Here is a 14251-nt window from a genome sequence, read left to right on the forward strand (position 1 = left end):
TGTTCGACGTTCAACCGTCTTAACGGTCTTGACGGCTTTCCGTTCCCATCTTCCGCAGTGGCGGCATTTGCGTGATTGTTTATTGGCATAAATCCATTTGTGATGCCATTCAGTTAATGCACACCCTCCGATACGTTCGTATTCGTCCCATTTGACTTCGGTAACCACCTCTGTTTCAGGGGTTTTCACAAAACAAAATGTCTCAACTTTTTCGGAGCTGTAATAAATCCTGCTGCCAATAAAGTCTCCAAGACCGTCTTCAATAAACCAGCCGATATACCAGCCGAACCCATCTTTAAACTTAACAATTCGCGGATAAGCTCCCGAAGCTTCAAGCAGTTTGGATTTTTTCTTCAAAAATCGGAAAATATAGCCAATGTATTTAGGGTCTTTTTTAGGGTTGTATTGCTCAATGTCCATCACACTTCCTCCCATAAAGTTATCGCCCGAGCCAAAGTTTCCGCCTCGGCAGTCTTCCACATCCCGTCCGGCGACCGCGCAGCAATCACAAATCCCTCGCCGTCCTTCTTCATCAACATCAGCTCGCCACGGTCTTCGATCCATTCTGCAATTTCTTTTTGATTCATTTCTTAAATCCTTTTAAATCAATACCTTATATTTTCAACAAGGCAAAAAAATATAGAGCAACATCAACGGCTTACCGTTTTAATTGTCGTCATACCCGTCATGGCCTTCACCTATCATGTGCAACACGACGATTCGGGCCAGCATTTCAAGCCAAATCCCCAGCAACACCAACACAGCCAATCCGACAACAAACCAAATCATTTTTTCTCCTCCTTCTTCTCGGCAGGCCGTCTGAAACGCGCCTGATATTCCTCAATTTCGCGCTCTCTGTTTTTTTGCGCCATTCGCGCCGTCGCACGCCTGCGGTGTTGTCCCCAAGCCTGCCAATCCGTATTACGTCGTCCAAAACTCATTTCACACATCCTTTCACAATCGCCTTATCGCCATATTTCGCGCGGATTTCCTTGACCACCCGATCCAAAGCCTCTTGTTTCGCCGTAGGGCTCAATGGCTTATCGCTCATAAACAATCCCTTTCATTTTTTCCTCCGTACTCATCGACTCGTATTGCTCGCCCAAAGCTTGAGCCTCCAAATCCGCCATCCGCTCGCGGCGCGACATTTCCAACTTCGCCGCCGACACCACCGGCTTAGAGCAGCTATGCAGCATCGTTCCCGCCAAGACCGCCCAAAACAACAACCAAAAAGCCAAACCGATCCACTTGGTTTTCCGTTCGCAAAACAAATTAGACATTTTCCTATTTCCTTATAAATCAATTACTTAATATTTTTTCAAGGCAAAAAAATTATTGCGTACCCAATCCGCCTTAACCTGCGCCGCCCATTCCTTGGCTTCCTCTTTGCTCTCGAAGCGTTTCCGTAGTCGGCGGATTTGCAACCATGCAAAGCCTTCTTTGCGCTTGCCGCGTATATCCGCACGCCAAATCTTCCGCCGTTTATGGGTTTCATAATCGTGCCAAGTGTCCTCATAGACTCCGGCGTGTACCGCATATTCGTGTCTCATTTCAGACGGCCTTTCTTATCGGATAATCAGGGAGCTGTATTTCTTAACGATACCGGCCTGCATCTTGATACCGTTCTTGTTCGCCGTGCATACCGCGCCGCGCATCAATTTGCTCATCCGGCGCGTATTGCCGTTACTATGTTTAACCAGTTCCAGGAGCGTTTCTTCGTCCGCATCAGGCAAAGCCGCTTTCGCAATCTCAAAGAGCTCGTCATCCGGCAAAGATTCGCCCAAATTCAGCGCAACAGACACGCGGCTATAAAGTTGCACCAGCTCGCCATGCTTACCGCGCAAATTCGCAACCAGTCGTGGCATACCGCTCAATACCAAGCCGCAGCCAGTCTCATCGTGCAGACGGCGTACAATTTCAAGGGCGCGTAAAGGCAGGTTTTCCGCTTCATCGACCACAATCAGACGGCCCGAATCGCGCAGGCGGTCAGATACAGACTCAAACAAATCATTCAGGCTGCCCATCGCTGATACCTTCGCCGCAGTCGCCAACTTGCGCATCAAGACCAAAGCCGTAAAGCTCGGATTAGCCTCAATCAAGATGGCCGCGGGGTTTTTCTCGCAGTAGTTTTTGACCGCCTGCGTCTTGCCCAAGCCGGCCTGACCGTAGATCACCACCGTTTCACCACCTTCGTGCGCATCGCGCATCACTTCCGCGATTCGGCGTGTCGTCTTAGTCGATACAAAACCCAACACCAGCTCTTCACGTTGCGCTTTACTGTCCTGCATCTCCAAAAACGCCTCGATTTTCGGCTCGATGGTTTCATAATTGCCGCCTTTTTCCGCATAAGTGCCGTTCAGATACATACTGATGGATGCCGGCGAAGTACCGATACCGCGTGCCAGTTGGGTTTGGTTCATGCCTGATTTGGCTTTAAATTCAGCCAGTTTTTGTTGCAATGTATGATTGATTTGTTTCATTTTTTTAGTCCTTTTAAAAGAGGTTTAAAACCGTTTTAACTTCTATCCGCCTCAAATAGCACAAAATCGTCCGTGCCCGTTTTCGGCAATACCGCATACTCCGCCTCGATGACGTTTCCGCCCAAATGTCCCAGCTCGTCCCAAACCGCAGCCTGTTCCAAAGCCGGATTGACTTCCGCGTTTGCGAGCTTGATTGCATTTTCCGCCCGCTTGATTTTGCCTTTTCGGCGTTTTTCCGCCAGTTGGTCGATACGAGCCGTCGGGAAAGCCTCGCGGGTATTGCCGTTGGCCTGCGCCTTAGTGATAAACTTGCCGTCCATATCAAACACATTGACCGCCGACGCATCGCTCAAATCGTAGCTGACCCGTACCTCGTCCTTGTGATACTCCGCCAGCTCAGTTGAGAAATAAGAGTTGTTGAACAAATCCAGCCAACCGCGCTGTACCTTTCGCACCTCTTGCGGCATAAACATCGTCGCCAGTTCTTCCGCCGACAACATATCCGGCGCGATACCGTCCTGTTCCAGCCTCATTTCCCGATAAGCCTTCGGCGTATAATGCCCGCCGTCAGGATGTCGGGGCAGCTCGCCGTGCGGGCGGTTGTTGTATTCGTCGATACACTTGACCACATCCGCGATAAAGCGCGACCAGCTCGGCAGTTTTTTCAAATATTTCTGTTGTTCCTCCGTCAAATCCTTGCCTTTTTCCCAAGCGTTAAAAGCACTTTCCATCTTGCGGTACATCAGGTTCTTCGTGCTGCTGTCCATCCCCGCGCCCGCAAACGTCTCATACTGCCGCGCCATCTCAATAAGATTGTCTTTCCACCATCGCTCAATGATGCCGCGTCCTTGCGGATTGCCCGCGATACCCGTTTCATGCCGGATACCAAGTCGGGACGTAATACCCGTGATTTCATGGTCTATCGTCTTGCCGGTTTGGCCGCCGCCGTTATCCGAGTAATAGATAATAGGCAAACCAAAATGCTTGACCCCGATACGCAGAGCGTCCGATACCGCCACACAACTTTCAGCCAACGAAACCGAAAACCCAACCACAAACCGCGTACAACCATCAATAATCACCGTCACTTCCGGCTTAAACGGCCTGCCGTGTACCGGATGAGCCACCTTCGCCTTAAAGCTGTGGCCGTCGCCGATCCAAACATCGTTCGGCTTCAAAGCCCCCCAATCACGTTTCACATAAGGCAGCAGCGATTTATAAGCTGCCCCCGTTTTCCTGCCGCGCTCCTGCATAATCAACGGGAGCTTGTCCCAAACGCGCCGCACCATACTCAAGTTAGGCACATCATTGACCGGCATATTTTCCGCTTCCGCCCACTGCACAAACCGGCGGTAGCTGTGTGCCAGTTTCGGCGCTGACGGGATATTGTGAAACTGCATAAACATCGGCAACCAACCGTAGCTCTCAATCGGCTTAACCACCTTCGTCGTCTTCGGAGCCAAAGCAACCAACCGCTCTGTCGCGTTTTCCGCTTTCAAATAAGCAGAAATCCAGCCGTCTAAAGTACGTTCGCCAACCTTTGCCGACCGGCTGCGGTCATTGGCCTTTTCCAAATTCCCTAGCGTGACCGCGTCCAATTTACCTTCTGCCAGCAAGCCCAAAAACTGAGCCACCGCAGCCTTCGCAGAGCAACCGTATTGATATTTAATCCCCAACACCGCCGCCACCACCGCACATCGCGCATCCGCCACCGACCGTTGTTTCTCGTTCAACAGCTTGGCCGCTTCAGCCAGTGCCTGAGCCGACATCGCCGTCCCCGGTCTGACTTGGGGCAGGGTTTTCGGCATCTTCTCCGCCAGCTCGTCCGACTGCCGTTTCATGATGGCTGCTCGGATTTCGGCAGGGAGGGAAGCGATTAAGTATTTTTTCAGACGGCCTCCACGCGCTTTGCCAACTTCTTCGATGTACGGCCAGCCTTGTGTCTTGGCTCGCTTCTCAATCGCCTGTCTTGATACTTGTAGATTTGGCAACCGTAAATTTGCGAGTTCTGATGATGAAAGACTATCTGTTTGCATATAAAACTCCACTTATCCCGCTTTTAGTTCATTTGTAATCATTTGCATGATTTCTTTTAAACATCTGCGTATAATTAGTGCGAAGCACTTAATACTGGCTTGAAATTACGTTCTTCATAGCGTGTCGGCCAAATTACTTCAGGTGGGACGCCTATTGCATCTGCAATGATTTTTTCTCCTTTCAAATAAGGGAATTGCAATGCGCCTTTCAATGTATTTGGTGACAAGCCGGATGCAACACTAAGAGCTCTTACTGACCAACCACGTTTTTTGAGTGCTGCAACAATATCTGCGCGGTGCCAATCTGCGTTTTTTTGTACCATTTCACTTACTCCATACGTTAAACCGTTTTTCTAACCGTTTGTTCTTGGTTGATTGAATAATATATGCAACCAGATAATATGTAAAGCGGTTGCATAGAGAAAAATATAAGCTTTCGCTTAGGTTTTCTGTATGTTTTGTTTATTAAACGAATTAATTTTATGCAACCAAATACATTTAGTTGCATAGAAAGTTGCATAGATATTTTTATGTATGCAACCACATATAGAGATAACTTATGAATACTTTTAAAGAAAGATTGACCTACTTATGGCGCGATAACCCAAAGCCTGCGGTTATTGCAAGAGATATTGGAATGAGCCCGCCCGGATTTAACCGGATTTGGTATAACGACGGCCTTCCAAACACTGAAACCCTTATAAAGATTCAAGAATCTACCGGGTGTGATTTGAACTGGCTGCTGACCGGCAAAGGCTTACCGTATCTTGATAAAGCCAGACCAGAAAACGCCGGGGCATTCTCTGTAAGCAGAAATTCTGATGGAATTACTGACACTATGGGCAACCCTGTCGACTTGTCAGAGTTTGTATTCGTGCCGCGCTACAACGTAGCCGCAGCAGCAGGGTATGGTGCACCGGTCTTCGGCGAAGAACCTTTGTTCTGCTTGGCTTTCCGGAAATATTGGATTGACAACTATGTGACCAAACAGCCGGAAAAGCTGTCTGTAATTACCGTTAAAGGCGATTCAATGGAGGGTGTGCTCAATCATGGGGATTCCATTCTCATCAATCACGCCGAAACCGACCCGCGTGACGGCCTATATGTCTTGCGTATAGGCAATGACCTCTTTGTCAAACGTGTGCAACGTATACCGGGCAAACTGCTTGTAACGTCTGAAAATCCACGTTACGCACCGTTTGAAATAGATTTGAGTAATGCCCAAGACGACATCGCCATCATAGGCCGTGTTGAGTGGTATGGCCGGAGTATTGATTAAATCCATTTTAAAAACCTCTTAAAACAGTTTTAAAAATTCCCTAATCTCGTCAGCTTTAAACAGAAAACCGCGCATTCCGGCGCGGTTTTGTGAAAAAGCTGGCGTAACTTTTCCGGATACAAAAAAACGCCGAAATCCACATCTTTCGAAGATTTCAGCGTTTTTTTACTCTATTTGTTCCTTGTGCAAAAACTAACAGTCCCCCACACTTTAGTCTATTGAAACAATAGATTAAATATCCAATTCTGCCGTATCGCCTTCTTTTTCCATCCATGCGCGGCGGGCAGCGGCTTCGCCTTTGCCCATCAGTTTGACGAAGATATCGCGTGTTTCGTCATCTGCACCTTCTGGGATTTGCACCTGCAACAGACGGCGGGTGTCGGGGTGCATAGTGGTGTCTTTGAGCTGGTCGGGGTTCATCTCGCCCAAGCCTTTGAAGCGGCTGATGGAATAAGCAGTTTCTTTGACGCCTTCTTTTTGCAGTCGCTCCAAAATGCTGTCGAGTTCGTTTTGGTCGAGGGCGTAGAATTTGCGGGCGGGTTTGCTTTTGCCTTGTGCGTTGACATCGACGCGGAATAGCGGCGGCTGGGCGACGTAGATGTGTCCGTCGGCGACCAGTTTGGGGAAGTGGCGGTAGAACAGGGTCAACAGCAAGACCTGAATATGCGAACCGTCTACGTCGGCATCGGACAGGATGGCGATTTTGCCGTAGCGCAGGCCGCTTAAGTCGGGATTGTCGTTGATGCCGTGCGGATCAACGCCGATGGCAACGGAAATATCATGGATTTCAGCGTTACCGAAGAGTTGGTCGGGGTGGACTTCGAAGCTGTTGAGCACCTTACCGCGCAGGGGCAAGATGGCCTGCGTGGCTTTGTCGCGGGCAAGTTTGGCTGAGCCGCCGGCGGAATCGCCTTCGACAAGGAAGAGTTCGTTTTCGCGGATGTCTTCACTTTCGCAGTCGGTCAGTTTGCCGGGTAAGACAGCGACGCCGCTGCCTTTTTTCTTTTCGATTTTTTTAACCGAACGCATCCGCGCCTGTGCCTGACGGATGGCGAGTTCGGCGATTTTTTTGCCGAAGTCCACGTTTTGGTTCAGCCACAATTCCAAAGGATCGCCCGATACGGTGGCAACGAGTTTCAGCGCGTCGCGGTTGGTTAGCTTGTCTTTGGTCTGACCTTGGAACTGAGGGTCGAGGACGCGGGCAGAGAGGACGAAGGCGGTTTTGCTGAACACGTCGTCGCTTTGCACTTTCACGCCGCGCGGCAAGAGGTTGTGCAGATTGATGAAGTTGTTGACGGCGTTAAACACGGCTTGTTTCAAGCCTGCTTCGTGCGTACCGCCCAGAGGGGTGGGGATGAGGTTGACGTAGCTTTCGTTGGCACACGAGCCTTCTTCCAGCCAAGTCAGGGCAAACGCGGCGCCTTCTCCGATACTGAAATCGCCGTTGTGGCCGTCTGAAATGTAGTTTTCACAAGAGAAGATAGGCACGGCTTCTTGCGCGTCGGCAATGAGGTCGGTCAGATAGCTTTTCAAGCCGTCTGGATAGTGCCAAGTTTGGGTGTATGTTTCGTTTTCGCCTTTAACCGGACGGGTCAGGGAAACGCGTACGCCCGGCAACAAGACGGCTTTGGCGCGCAATAGGCGCTCGAGTTCGGGAATGCTGTAATTCGGGCTTTCAAAATATTTGCCGTCCGGCCAGACGCGCACTTCGGTGCCGCTGTCTTTGACGGCGCATTTGCCCACTTCAGTCAATGACTCAATGACGTTGCCACCGGAAAAGACGATGCGGTGGACTTTGCCTTCGCGTTTGACCGTTACTTCAAGGCGGGTGGAAAGGGCGTTGGTCACAGATACGCCGACGCCGTGTAGGCCGCCTGAAAAGGCATAGGCGCTGCCGCCGTCTTTTTTGTTGAACTTGCCACCTGCGTGCAGACGGGTGAAGACGAGTTCGACTACGGGTACGCCTTCTTCAGGGTGCAGGCCGACGGGAATGCCGCGGCCGTTATCACGGACGGAAAGCGAACCGTCTTCATGAATTTGCACGTCGATTGCAGTTGCAAAACCACCTAACGCCTCGTCCGCCGCATTATCAATTACTTCCTGACAGATATGGGTCGGGCTGTCGGTACGGGTGTACATGCCGGGACGTTCTTTGACCGGCTCCAAGCCTTTGAGGACGGTAATGCTGGATTCGCTGTATTGATTGTTTTTAGCCATAGGAATAATGTAAAGGCCGTCTGAAAGGATGAAAAACAACGCTTTCAGACGGCCTGAAAGCGTTTGGATTATAGGTTTTCTATTGGATTGCGCCGGATAAAGTCTTCATAGCTTTCTATGCCGCGCAAGAAACGGGAGAGTTCGGTTAATGCGTCCAAATACACGCCGCGCTTGAAGTCGATGACTTCGTCAACCGGCGCCCAGTATTGGTGCCAGCGCCAGCCGTCAAATTCAGGATGATGGCAGGCGCGGAGGTTGACGTCGCTGTCGCGGCCGACCAAACGCAAAAGATACCAAATCTGTTTTTGTCCGCGATATGAACCGCGCCATTCGCGGCGCACCCAGTGGCTGGGAACGTCATAACGCAACCAGTCGCGCGTACGGCCAACGATTTTGACATGTTGCGGCAGCAGGCCGACTTCTTCGTACAACTCGCGGTACATGGCGGTCTCAGGGCTTTCGCCCGGCTTGATGCCGCCTTGCGGAAATTGCCATGAATGTTCGCGTACGCGTTTGCCCCAAAAGACTTCGTTACGTTCGTTAATCAGGATAATACCGACATTGGGGCGATAGCCTTCTCTGTCTAACACGGGGTCGCCCTTCATTAAATTTAATCGTGCAATTTTCCCACAAATTGGGCGGTTTTGACAAATCTTGAGGCCGTCTGAATAAGCCCACAGTTTTTTCCAGACGGCATGAAACCGTTTTTCAAAAAATGTTGTTTATGAATAAAACCATAGCTTCAGGCCGTCTGAAAAATGAAATTTTTTTCTGCTTTAAGGTCTTGCATTCAAAAGCTTTTTGCCGTTTAATGCAAACCTTGCTGAATCAAGGGCAAAGGACACATGCCGGCCGCCCCCACAGTTTCCCTTTTGTAAGTGGCATCTGCCACCGCTGCAATATTTTTACCCCCCGAACAAAAGGTCTGAAACCATGAAAAAATCTTTGATGGCGGCGGCAATCGTGAGCCTCGTCTTGACTGCGTGCGGCGGCGGACAAGGAACCGCCGCAGAATCTTCCGCATCTCAAACCTCCTCTTCCCAAACCGATAAACTCAATATCTACAACTGGTCGGATTATGTCGATCCGGCCACGCTGTCTGCGTTTGAAAACAAAACACATATCAACGTCCGCTACGATTACTACGACAGCAACGAAGCGCTGGAAGCCAAGCTGCTGACCGGCAAGTCGGGTTATGACCTGGTTGCGCCGTCTATTGCTAATGTCGGCCGTCAGATTAAAGCAGGCGCGTATCAAAAAATCGACAAATCGCAAATTCCCGATTACGCCAATATCGATCCCGATTTGTTGAAAATGATGGAAACCGTCGATCCGGGCAACGAATATGCCGTCCCTTATTTCTGGGGCATCAATACGCTGGCGATTAACAAACAGCAGGTTCAAAAGGCTTTGGGTACGGACAAGCTGCCTGAAAATGAATGGGATTTGGTGTTTAACCCTGAATACACCCAAAAACTGAAATCCTGCGGCATCAGCTATTTCGACAGCGCCATCGAGCAGATTCCCTTGGCTTTGCATTATTTGGGCAAAGATCCGAACAGCGAAAACCCTGAGGACATCAAAGCCGCCGTCGATATGATGAAAAAAGTGCGTCCCGACATCAAACGCTTTACCTCGTCCGGCTATATCGACGACATGGCTGCCGGCAACCTTTGCGTATCGGTAGGCTATGGCGGCGATCTCAATATTGCCAAAACCCGTGCCAAAGAAGCCGGAAACGGCGTAGAAATCGAAGTATTGACACCGAAAAACGGCGTCGGTATTTGGGTGGATTCGCTGATGATTCCGCGTGATGCGCAAAATGTGGCCAATGCACACAAATACATCAATCACACGCTCAACCCGGAAACGGCGGCCAAAAACGGCAACTATGTGACTTATGCTCCGGCCAGCCGTCCGGCGCGTGATTTGATGGATGAAAAATATACTTCTGACGAATCGATTTTCCCAAGCAAAGAATTGATGGAAAAAAGTTTCATCGTCTCTCCCAAGTCAACCGATGCGAGCAAACTCAGCGTTCGCCTGTGGCAGGCTTTGAAAGCAGGGCGATAATTAAAATTGAAATTTGAATACTCAGGCCGTCTGAAACAGTTTTTCAGACGGCCTGAGTGTTATAATTGTCAACACTTTTCAAATATCCTATCAGGAGAAACCGCGTTATGAACAACTCAGTCATCACCGTCATCGGCAAAGACCGTGTGGGCATTGTGTACGACGTTTCCAAAATTTTGGCGGAAAACCAAATCAATATTCTCAACATCAGCCAACAGCTGATGGACGATTTTTTTACCATGATTATTTTGGTGGACACTTCAAAATGCCCCAAATCGCGTCAAGAGGTTTTGGATTTGTTTGCGGAAGAGAGCAAAAAACTCGCGCTTGATATCCGCATGCAAAACGAAGAAATCTTCCAAGCCATGCACCGTATTTAAGTCGGAGGGAGAGCCATGAGTATTCAATCCGGCGAGATTTTAGAAACCGTCAAAATGGTTGCCGACCAGAATTTTGACGTGCGCACCATTACCATCGGCATTGATTTGCACGACTGTATCAGCACCGACATCGATGTGTTGAACCAAAACATTTACAACAAAATCACTACGGTCGGCAAAGACTTGGTGGCAACGGCAAAATATCTGTCTGCCAAATACGGCGTGCCGATTGTGAATCAGCGCATTTCCGTTACGCCGATTGCCCAAATCGCGGCGGCAACCAAAGCCGATTCTTATGTCAGCGTGGCACAGACTTTGGACAAGGCAGCCAAAGCCATCGGCGTATCCTTTATCGGCGGTTTTTCCGCGCTGGTGCAAAAAGGCATGTCGCCTTCGGACGAAGTGCTGATCCGTTCTATTCCCGAAGCGATGAAGACTACCGACATCGTGTGCAGCTCCATCAATATCGGCAGCACGCGCGCCGGTATCAATATGGATGCGGTCAAGCTGGCAGGCGAAACCATCAAACGCACGGCTGAAATCACGCCCGAAGGTTTCGGCTGCGCCAAAATTGTCGTGTTCTGTAATGCAGTGGAAGACAACCCGTTTATGGCGGGTGCGTTTCACGGATCGGGCGAAGCGGATGCCGTTATCAATGTCGGCGTTTCCGGCCCGGGTGTCGTAAAAGCTGCGTTGGAAAATTCAGATGCAACGACATTGACCGAAGTTGCGGAAGTAGTGAAGAAAACCGCTTTCAAAATTACCCGCGTGGGCGAACTCATCGGCCGCGAAGCTTCAAAAATGCTGAATATCCCGTTTGGTATTCTCGACTTGTCGTTAGCACCAACCCCTGCCGTCGGCGACTCGGTGGCACGCATTCTTGAAGAAATGGGCTTGAGCGTCTGCGGTACGCACGGCACGACAGCGGCTTTGGCCTTGCTGAACGATGCCGTGAAAAAAGGCGGCATGATGGCTTCCAGCGCGGTCGGCGGTTTGAGCGGCGCGTTTATCCCCGTTTCGGAAGACGAGGGCATGATTGCCGCTGCTGAAGCTGGTGTGCTGACGCTGGACAAACTCGAAGCCATGACCGCTGTCTGCTCCGTTGGTTTGGACATGATTGCCGTCCCCGGCAACACGCCTGCTCATACCATTTCCGGTATCATCGCCGACGAAGCCGCCATCGGCATGATCAACAGCAAAACCACTGCCGTGCGCATCATTCCGGTAACCGGCAAAACCGTCGGCGACAGCGTCGAGTTCGGTGGCCTGTTGGGCTACGCGCCTGTGATGCCGGTTAAAGAAGGTTCGTGCGAAGTGTTTGTCAACCGAGGCGGCAGAATCCCGGCTCCGGTTCAATCAATGAAAAACTGATTGGATTGATAAATAAAAAAAGGCCGTCTGAAATTGATTTTCAGACGGCCTTTTATTTATAGCTATTTGGTAAAACGTTTTTAGAAAATAATATCTTGATTATTTCCCTTTTTTCAAAATACCGGATTCTGCAATTTTTTTGGCAATGTCTTTAGCTGATCTTTTCAGAACATCTTTGCTATTTCCTCCAAATACTCCCATTGCCAACATACCGTCAGTTTGAATATTACCGACAATTTTTCCGCTTTCTTTATCAACCAGTGTTGTAACGATTTTTGACGTTGCTTTGCCTGCGCCAAAGCCCACCCAATAACGCAGAGCACGGTTTCCTTCATTAAAGTTTTCGATATTGATATTAATATCTAAGTCATCGCCTACGGTATAACCGAGAGTGGTTAATTCATTGTTCAAGTATTGGGTAAAAAGTGCGCGTGTATCAGATGGAATATGATCTTGGGAAAGATCACGAATAGTGTAGCTATGGTAGCTTTTTTCTTTTTGTCCGAAATCAACAGTACTGGTTGTTGAACAAGCAGATAAAGCAAAGGCTAATGCCGTTAGTGTGAGTAGTTTTTTCATGGTAAAAGTTCTCTTTTTTAATTGATAAAATGCTTAAGTTTAAGCAAATCGAATTATCAATCATTTTTTCTTTTCTTTCAATTTATTATGCTTATATATTAAGGTAATTCAAAGTTTAGCTTTATATAAACAACAAAAGGCCGTCTGAAATTTCAGACGGCCTTTTATATTTGCAGGCTGATTATTTAAATATATTTTTAATAATGCCCATTACGCTGCGGGAAATGGCGTTGGTTACTTGGCGGTTGATTTGGCTGCCGATGGTGTCGGCAACGTTGTAGCCCAAACCTTGGCCGGATTTTTTGCGTCCGCCGCTCAAACCGCCGATCAGTCCGCCGAGAATGCCGGGATCGGCATTGGCAGCCTCTTTTTCTGCGGTTTTTTGCGCTTTTTCCTGCTCTTTGGCGGCATTTGTGGCTTCTTTTTCAGCGGCAGCCTGGCTGTCTGCTTCGGCCAATGCTTCAAAGGCGGAGTAGTTGTCCACCATGTCTTTGTAGGTTGGATACAAATCGTCGTTTTGGAACAGGCGGTTGCGTTCCTCTGCGGTAAGCGGGGTTAAGGAAGATTGCGGCGGCAGTATGAGGGCGCGTTCTACCGGCTCGGGCATACCTTTTTCATCAAGGAAGGAAACGAGGGCTTCGCCGACGCCGAGTTCGGCAATCGCTTCGGCAACTTTGATGTTTGGGTTGCTGCGGAAGGTTTCGGCAGCGGCTTTGACTGCTTTTTGGTCGCGCGGTGTGAAGGCACGCAGGGCGTGTTGTACGCGGTTACCCAGTTGGCCGAGAATAGTATCGGGCAAGTCGAGCGGGTTTTGGGTGACGAAATATACGCCCACGCCTTTGGAACGGATCAGGCGCACGACTTGTTCGATTTGTTCGACCAACGCATTGGCGGCATTGTCGAACATCAAATGCGCTTCGTCGAAGAACATCACAAATTTTGGTTTGTCCAAATCGCCGACTTCGGGCAGGGTTTCAAACAACTCCGCCAGCATCCACAGCAAAAACGCGCTGTACATACGCGGAGAGCACATTAGTTTTTCGGAATTAAGGATGTTGATGATGCCTTTGCCGTTGTCGGTTTGCATCCAGTCTTGCAGGTTGAGGGAAGGTTCGCCGAAGAATTTTTCTGCACCTTCGTTTTCCAAAGTCAGCAGTTGGCGTTGAATTGCGCCGATACTGGCGGCAGAAACGTTGCCGTATTGCGTGCGGTATTCCGAAGCATGGTCGGAAACGTGTTTCAACATGCTGCGCAGGTCTTTCAAGTCCAGAATGTGCCAGCCTCTGTCATCGGCAACTTTGAACACGAGGTTGAGCAGGCCTTCTTGCGTATCGTTCAGATTCATCAGGCGGGCCAAAAGCATAGGGCCCATTTCTGAAACGGTTACGCGTATGGGAATACCGGTTTCGCCGTAAACATCCCAAAAGCGCACGGGGAAATTTTGCAGCCAATGTTCGCCCAAATCAAACTCGGCGATGCGTTCGCCTACTTTGCCGCTGTTGGCACCGGCTTGCGCGATGCCTGACAAATCGCCTTTGACATCGACCAAGAATACAGGGACGCCTTCGCTGCTGAAGGCTTCCGCCATACGGCGTAGGGTCACGGTTTTACCCGTACCGGTCGCACCGGCGATCAAGCCGTGGCGGTTGGCCATTTTGCCTTGGATTTCGAGCGTTTTCCCGTCGGCACGCGCAATTTGAAATGTAGTCATGATTATTCCTTAGAATCCGTGATGTGAAACAATGTGTTGTCTTAAAAAACAAGCATTTTAACGTTTGCGGCGAGGGGATTCAACCAAGCGAAGTTTCAGACGGCCTTAAGTTTTGCAAAGGTTTT

18 protein-coding genes are annotated in these 14251 nt (G+C 49.6%); 5 read left to right on the forward strand and 13 right to left on the reverse strand.

The window, feature by feature from the left end:
• The 9 genes from HMPREF2871_RS06710 to HMPREF2871_RS06735 form a co-directional block, all read right to left on the reverse strand.
• Positions 1-420: hypothetical protein (locus HMPREF2871_RS06710; RefSeq protein WP_083307495.1), on the reverse strand; the 420-nt coding region annotated here is incomplete at its 3' end.
• Complete coding sequence (locus tag HMPREF2871_RS11885) at positions 420-587, reverse strand: hypothetical protein (RefSeq protein ID WP_168162677.1); 168 nt, start codon at positions 585-587, stop codon at positions 420-422. The genes HMPREF2871_RS11885 and HMPREF2871_RS06710, both read right to left, overlap by 1 nt.
• 79 nt (positions 588-666) lie before the next feature.
• Positions 667-789, reverse strand: coding sequence for a hypothetical protein (locus tag HMPREF2871_RS12115; RefSeq protein ID WP_256388733.1), 123 nt, complete (start codon positions 787-789; stop codon positions 667-669).
• On the reverse strand, positions 786-941 hold the full coding sequence (locus HMPREF2871_RS11890) for a hypothetical protein (protein ID WP_162837291.1): 156 nt from the start codon (positions 939-941) through the stop codon (positions 786-788). The genes HMPREF2871_RS12115 and HMPREF2871_RS11890 overlap by 4 nt, the downstream gene beginning before the upstream one ends.
• A 99-nt stretch (positions 942-1040) precedes the next feature.
• Complete coding sequence (locus HMPREF2871_RS06715; protein WP_049336928.1) at positions 1041-1280, reverse strand: hypothetical protein; 240 nt, start codon at positions 1278-1280, stop codon at positions 1041-1043.
• A gap of 27 nt (positions 1281-1307) precedes the next feature.
• Positions 1308-1550, reverse strand: a complete 243-nt coding sequence (locus HMPREF2871_RS06720) for a toxin PIN (RefSeq protein ID WP_070588169.1) — start codon at positions 1548-1550, stop codon at positions 1308-1310.
• Positions 1551-1565: 15 nt separating this feature from the next.
• Positions 1566-2480 (reverse strand): AAA family ATPase, encoded by a 915-nt coding sequence (locus tag HMPREF2871_RS06725; RefSeq protein ID WP_049343907.1) that lies wholly within the window; start codon positions 2478-2480, stop codon positions 1566-1568.
• Positions 2481-2515: 35 nt separating this feature from the next.
• Positions 2516-4516: a Mu transposase C-terminal domain-containing protein gene (locus tag HMPREF2871_RS06730; RefSeq protein WP_049343955.1), complete on the reverse strand. Its 2001-nt coding sequence runs from the start codon at positions 4514-4516 to the stop codon at positions 2516-2518.
• Positions 4517-4590: 74 nt separating this feature from the next.
• Positions 4591-4839: a helix-turn-helix domain-containing protein gene (locus HMPREF2871_RS06735; RefSeq protein WP_039862369.1), complete on the reverse strand. Its 249-nt coding sequence runs from the start codon at positions 4837-4839 to the stop codon at positions 4591-4593.
• Positions 4840-5075: 236 nt separating this feature from the next.
• Here HMPREF2871_RS06735 and HMPREF2871_RS06740 point away from each other — a divergent pair, with 236 nt between their 5' ends.
• On the forward strand, positions 5076-5795 hold the full coding sequence (locus tag HMPREF2871_RS06740) for a S24 family peptidase (RefSeq protein ID WP_004520485.1): 720 nt from the start codon (positions 5076-5078) through the stop codon (positions 5793-5795).
• Between the two features lie 231 nt (positions 5796-6026).
• Here the strand turns inward: HMPREF2871_RS06740 and parE are convergent, their stop codons facing one another.
• Both parE and HMPREF2871_RS06750 read right to left on the reverse strand, forming a co-directional pair.
• Entirely contained in the window at positions 6027-8012 is a 1986-nt protein-coding gene (gene parE / locus HMPREF2871_RS06745) for a DNA topoisomerase IV subunit B (RefSeq protein ID WP_049343909.1), read from the reverse strand.
• Between the two features lie 68 nt (positions 8013-8080).
• Positions 8081-8617 carry an RNA pyrophosphohydrolase gene (locus HMPREF2871_RS06750; protein ID WP_049343910.1) on the reverse strand — a complete coding sequence of 179 codons (537 nt, stop codon included), beginning with the start codon at positions 8615-8617 and terminating at the stop codon, positions 8081-8083.
• Between the two features lie 119 nt (positions 8618-8736).
• Between HMPREF2871_RS06750 and HMPREF2871_RS06755 the strand changes: the two genes are divergently transcribed.
• From HMPREF2871_RS06755 to HMPREF2871_RS06770, 4 genes are all read left to right on the forward strand, one after another.
• On the forward strand, positions 8737-8949 hold the full coding sequence (locus HMPREF2871_RS06755; RefSeq protein WP_283126916.1) for a hypothetical protein: 213 nt from the start codon (positions 8737-8739) through the stop codon (positions 8947-8949).
• Positions 8946-10085, forward strand: coding sequence for a polyamine ABC transporter substrate-binding protein (locus tag HMPREF2871_RS06760; protein WP_049343915.1), 1140 nt, complete (start codon positions 8946-8948; stop codon positions 10083-10085). Before HMPREF2871_RS06755 ends, HMPREF2871_RS06760 begins: the two co-directional genes overlap by 4 nt.
• Positions 10086-10192: 107 nt before the next feature.
• The gene (locus HMPREF2871_RS06765) at positions 10193-10465 is read left to right on the forward strand and encodes an ACT domain-containing protein (protein ID WP_049343917.1); all 273 of its coding nucleotides are present in this window, start codon (positions 10193-10195) and stop codon (positions 10463-10465) included.
• Positions 10466-10480: 15 nt separating this feature from the next.
• A complete protein-coding gene (locus HMPREF2871_RS06770; protein ID WP_049343919.1) occupies positions 10481-11836 on the forward strand; it encodes a PFL family protein in 1356 nt (451 codons plus the stop codon).
• Positions 11837-11935: 99 nt separating this feature from the next.
• Here HMPREF2871_RS06770 and HMPREF2871_RS06775 read toward each other — a convergent pair whose 3' ends face one another.
• Positions 11936-12415: a DUF4410 domain-containing protein gene (locus tag HMPREF2871_RS06775; protein WP_049343922.1), complete on the reverse strand. Its 480-nt coding sequence runs from the start codon at positions 12413-12415 to the stop codon at positions 11936-11938.
• 181 nt (positions 12416-12596) lie between these two features.
• A complete protein-coding gene (locus HMPREF2871_RS06780) occupies positions 12597-14126 on the reverse strand; it encodes a helicase HerA-like domain-containing protein (RefSeq protein ID WP_049343924.1) in 1530 nt (509 codons plus the stop codon).
• Between the last annotated feature and the right edge of the window lie 125 nt (positions 14127-14251).

The sequence above is a fragment of the Neisseria sp. HMSC067G12 genome, assembly GCF_001812725.1.
GTDB lineage: Bacteria > Pseudomonadota > Gammaproteobacteria > Burkholderiales > Neisseriaceae > Neisseria > Neisseria perflava.

What these genes read in the sequence shown, in the direction of transcription:
- HMPREF2871_RS06750 (WP_049343910.1), bottom strand. Translation starts at nt 8,617, where the DNA reads ATGAAGGGCGACCCCGTGTTAGACAGAGAAGGCTATCGCCCCAATGTC.
- HMPREF2871_RS12115 (WP_256388733.1), bottom strand. Translation starts at nt 789, where the DNA reads ATGATTTGGTTTGTTGTCGGATTGGCTGTGTTGGTGTTGCTGGGGATT.
- HMPREF2871_RS06755 (WP_283126916.1), top strand. Translation starts at nt 8,737, where the DNA reads ATGAATAAAACCATAGCTTCAGGCCGTCTGAAAAATGAAATTTTTTTC.
- HMPREF2871_RS06780 (WP_049343924.1), bottom strand. Translation starts at nt 14,126, where the DNA reads ATGACTACATTTCAAATTGCGCGTGCCGACGGGAAAACGCTCGAAATC.
- HMPREF2871_RS06715 (WP_049336928.1), bottom strand. Translation starts at nt 1,280, where the DNA reads ATGTCTAATTTGTTTTGCGAACGGAAAACCAAGTGGATCGGTTTGGCT.
- HMPREF2871_RS11890 (WP_162837291.1), bottom strand. Translation starts at nt 941, where the DNA reads ATGAGTTTTGGACGACGTAATACGGATTGGCAGGCTTGGGGACAACAC.
- HMPREF2871_RS11885 (WP_168162677.1), bottom strand. Translation starts at nt 587, where the DNA reads ATGAATCAAAAAGAAATTGCAGAATGGATCGAAGACCGTGGCGAGCTG.
- HMPREF2871_RS06770 (WP_049343919.1), top strand. Translation starts at nt 10,481, where the DNA reads ATGAGTATTCAATCCGGCGAGATTTTAGAAACCGTCAAAATGGTTGCC.
- HMPREF2871_RS06735 (WP_039862369.1), bottom strand. Translation starts at nt 4,839, where the DNA reads ATGGTACAAAAAAACGCAGATTGGCACCGCGCAGATATTGTTGCAGCA.
- HMPREF2871_RS06765 (WP_049343917.1), top strand. Translation starts at nt 10,193, where the DNA reads ATGAACAACTCAGTCATCACCGTCATCGGCAAAGACCGTGTGGGCATT.
- HMPREF2871_RS06730 (WP_049343955.1), bottom strand. Translation starts at nt 4,516, where the DNA reads ATGCAAACAGATAGTCTTTCATCATCAGAACTCGCAAATTTACGGTTG.
- HMPREF2871_RS06720 (WP_070588169.1), bottom strand. Translation starts at nt 1,550, where the DNA reads ATGAGACACGAATATGCGGTACACGCCGGAGTCTATGAGGACACTTGG.
- HMPREF2871_RS06760 (WP_049343915.1), top strand. Translation starts at nt 8,946, where the DNA reads ATGAAAAAATCTTTGATGGCGGCGGCAATCGTGAGCCTCGTCTTGACT.
- parE (WP_049343909.1), bottom strand. Translation starts at nt 8,012, where the DNA reads ATGGCTAAAAACAATCAATACAGCGAATCCAGCATTACCGTCCTCAAA.
- HMPREF2871_RS06740 (WP_004520485.1), top strand. Translation starts at nt 5,076, where the DNA reads ATGAATACTTTTAAAGAAAGATTGACCTACTTATGGCGCGATAACCCA.
- HMPREF2871_RS06775 (WP_049343922.1), bottom strand. Translation starts at nt 12,415, where the DNA reads ATGAAAAAACTACTCACACTAACGGCATTAGCCTTTGCTTTATCTGCT.
- HMPREF2871_RS06725 (WP_049343907.1), bottom strand. Translation starts at nt 2,480, where the DNA reads ATGAAACAAATCAATCATACATTGCAACAAAAACTGGCTGAATTTAAA.